The 3,350-nt window shown below is 61.8% G+C and carries 3 protein-coding genes and 1 pseudogene; all 4 read left to right on the top strand.

Features of this window, described 5'->3' with window-relative positions; all coding sequences use genetic code 11:
• Positions 1-62: 62 nt before the first annotated feature.
• The gene (gene flgL, locus JMF90_RS30115; RefSeq protein WP_201317433.1) at positions 63-977 is read left to right on the top strand and encodes a flagellar hook-associated protein FlgL; all 915 of its coding nucleotides are present in this window, start codon (positions 63-65) and stop codon (positions 975-977) included.
• Positions 978-987: 10 nt separating this feature from the next.
• Positions 988-2,067 (top strand): hypothetical protein, encoded by a 1,080-nt coding sequence (locus tag JMF90_RS30110; protein WP_201317432.1) that lies wholly within the window; start codon positions 988-990, stop codon positions 2,065-2,067.
• Positions 2,068-2,655: 588 nt separating this feature from the next.
• Positions 2,656-2,871 carry a hypothetical protein gene (locus JMF90_RS30105; protein ID WP_126364825.1) on the top strand — a complete coding sequence of 72 codons (216 nt, stop codon included), beginning with the start codon at positions 2,656-2,658 and terminating at the stop codon, positions 2,869-2,871.
• A gap of 256 nt (positions 2,872-3,127) precedes the next feature.
• A pseudogene (locus JMF90_RS30100) lies at positions 3,128-3,350 on the top strand (hypothetical protein); the annotation flags it as partial.

Genomic DNA, 3,350 nt, shown 5'->3' with positions numbered 1-3,350 from the left:
TACGGCGGCGTAAGCAGCGGCACGGCGCGTCGAACACTAACGTTTAATTTGGTAAACAGCACATGCGTATCGCCAGTCAACACTTCGGCAACACCATGCTCGCGACGCTACGCGCGTCGAACAGCAAGGCCGCCGATCTCACGTCCAAGATATCCACGGGTCAGCGAGTGCAGCGCGCATCGGACGACCCGATTGCGGCCGCGCGGCTGCTGCTTATTGAGCGCGACACCTCGGTGCTGGAGCGTTATCAGAAGAACATCGACACGCTGTCGGTGCGCTTGCAAAAGAATGAGGCGCATCTTGACGGCATGCTTGGCACGGTGATGTCCGTGCAAGATTCGTTGCTGTCTGCCGCCGACGGCAGTCGCAGCGCGGCCGATCTGAATGCGCTCGCCGCGCCACTGCGCATGCGGCTCGACAACCTGAAGCAAGCCGCCAATGCCAAGGATGGCGATGGCAACTTTCTTTTCTCCGGTTCGCAAACGAATGTGGCGCCGGTCGCATATGACGCGACCGCGCCTGTCGGCAGCCGCTACTCGTACGCCGGCAACGGTGAACTGCAGCAAGTGGTGATCGGCCACGGCGTCACGCAGCACGCCAACGTCACGGTCGAGCCTCTGGCCGATGTGATGAACAAGCTCGAAGCGGCCATTGCGGCCATGGAGAATCCTGACGTCAATCCGAGCGCACCGGCGGTGCGACGCGTCTTGACGGCGGCGTTGGACTCGGTCAAGCGCAACGGTATCGATGCACTGAGCATGAAGATTACTGATCTAGGCGGTGCCCAGAACACGCTGGATCTGATGAGCGAGAATCATTCAGCGCAGCTTGTCGCCAACGGGCAAGCCGTTAGTCTGGTAGGGGAACTGGACTTTGCCGAGGCGATCGACCAGTTAAACAACTACATCGCAGCCGTGAAAGGTTCGTACGCGATTTATACGCGCATGACGCAGTTGTCGTTGTTCGACGCAATCTGAGGCCGCGTTCATGAAGATGGGATCTACCACACCCGTTCGCGGTCAGTTGGTTTCCCGGCGTGACGATGCACATGTGGCCAGCCGCGCGCAGCGGGGTGCTCGTACGAAGCACGCCGCCGCACTCACCGCGACACCGATTGCCCACCTGCCGGCATCGGGAATTTCCGCCGCGGCGCCGCGCTTCCCGGAAGTGTCGGTCGCCTTTACCGCACGCCACGCACAACTGAACGCCGACGTGACTGTCGCGCAGCGTGCGCTCGCGTTTGTCGAGACGGCCGCTGGGCAGTTGCGCGGCTTGAAGAGGGCAATCGGCATGGTCTTGAGCGGCGCGGAACGCGGAGGCGATGGTGCTGCTGCACTTATCGAGAAATTCGGCTCGCTCTGGCGCGACCGCGCGGTGCTGGCGGGCGGTGTGCTGGATGCGCAGTTGGCGGTGCATCCGGCCGCCGATGCAGTATGTACGTTCCGCATGCGCGCGCTCGATGTCGAGCAATGGCGAAGCGGCGGTGCGGAAACGCTCGTTTTCCACCCGGCCGGGTTGGGCAAGCAGCCGATAGCGGTCAGCTTTGGCGATGCGCCGCTGGACGCAGCCGCCTTTGTGGGCGAGCTGGACCGTGCACTGGCCTGCAGGGGTGTTCGCGCGGCGCTGGCCGTGGACGGCCAGATTGATTTCACCGTGGCGGAATCGCGCTGGCCCACCGTGCGCGATCATCTGATGGTGCAGGGCGGAGGCAGGCGGTTCCCTGGAGGCCGCCCCAGCCGCGCGCAAGTCGACGCGATGCCGGAAGCCGTCGATCCCGCGCGCTGGCAAGTGACCGACCGCGTGTCGCAACGCGCGGCATTGCGCGACGTGGTGCGCGCGCTCGACGGGCTGACGCAAGCGGACCGCACGCTGCGCGCCCACCTCGATACCAAGGGACAAGCCCTGCAAGGCGACAAGAACGGCCCCGCAGTCGCACAGGCGGCGACCGACCTTCAGTCGGTATCGGATGCGCTTGCCGAGTCGGCGGACTTCAAAGTGCTGTCCGTCGTTACGTCGACGTTGTCTGGTCTGAGCCGCAGGAGAGTCGAAGCACTACTTGTGCATTGACGGTGTGGGGTGAGAAAACGCCGCACGGTCCCGATGTGGGCACGCACGTACGTGCGTGAAGTATGCCCCGGGATCGAAGTCGCTCAATGGCGTCGTGTCGATTAGACAACCCATCGCTGCCGCGTTCGACGCCAGGTTTGGAACTGACGAACGAGTTGTTGCGCCTCCCGATCGCGATACCACGCAGCGCTCGCTCGGCAATCCGGTTGCGGATCGCGGCCCCGCACGTCGCTGCGGCTTCCCGACACGATTGGAAGAGCGCGATGACGATTTCGCACTGCTTTACCCGTATCGAGTCAACATCGGGGGCTGAATCTCAACGCGCCTCCCATACGGAAGTCCGGATGTCTCCGGCAGGAGTTGGAACCGAGCGGCGTGGCGCTGATTGAAGACGCACGCCGCGCTGCTCACGTCATCCCCGAATTTCTCTAACGCCGCCGGCTCGAAGCCTGTGCCGAGGCCAACCCGAAACTCATTTGAGACATTTCTGATCGATGTGGCTTGCCACTGTCGGTACCATCAATTTCATTGGACTCCGCCGACAGGGTTCAAAATCTTGGCCACTGGAAACGAAAGGAGAGGGCTTCGGTGAATAACAATCGATGCGAAAACAAGGTAGTCGTTCTGGAGGTCCACCCCGGTGACTATCATCATGTAGAGCGGGCCGCAGAGAGGTTGGGCTACGGAACCCCGGAGTTTGTGATGTTGAGTGCCTCGCTCGTCGCATCCGCCATCGCGAACGGCGACGATGCACTAAGAACGCCGGCGGCATTGCGCGAGAGCACTGATCGTTGGTCTCGATGACGCAAGGCGTCGAGCTGTACTCCAGGCGGTTAACCTCGCTCGACATCCCGGTCATCAAGTGCAATGCGTAGCCGTTAGTCGTTGGTCACGGGGCTCGACCCGGGATGGCCTCAATGATTTCGATTAGCAATCCTACTGTGAAAACGGCGGGCACAAATAAGAGTTGTCTGATTGGGTCGGGCTGACCGGAGGCAGAAAATGTGATTGGCGTGCGCATCCTGTTGCGCTGCCCCTATTAATCATTCGTGGAGTATGTATGCATCAATCAATCGTTCGTGCGTGTCTGCTGGGCGCGGTCGCAGTTGCCGGTACCGCGCACGCGGAGGTCAAGCAGCAGTCCTTTGAGATCAAGCTGAGCGCCGAGGTGCCGGCGGTGGGCGGCTTCGAGATCAAGGAGGAGGGTTGGAACAGCGCCGAGCCGCTGAAGCTCGATTGGAACGAGGCCGAAAAGAAGTTCGATACGAAGAAGAAGAGCGTGT

This window comes from Burkholderia sp. E168m23, assembly GCF_016586125.1.
Taxonomy (GTDB): domain Bacteria; phylum Pseudomonadota; class Gammaproteobacteria; order Burkholderiales; family Burkholderiaceae; genus Burkholderia; species Burkholderia orbicola.
This window is presented reverse-complemented; position numbering and strand designations above follow the sequence as displayed.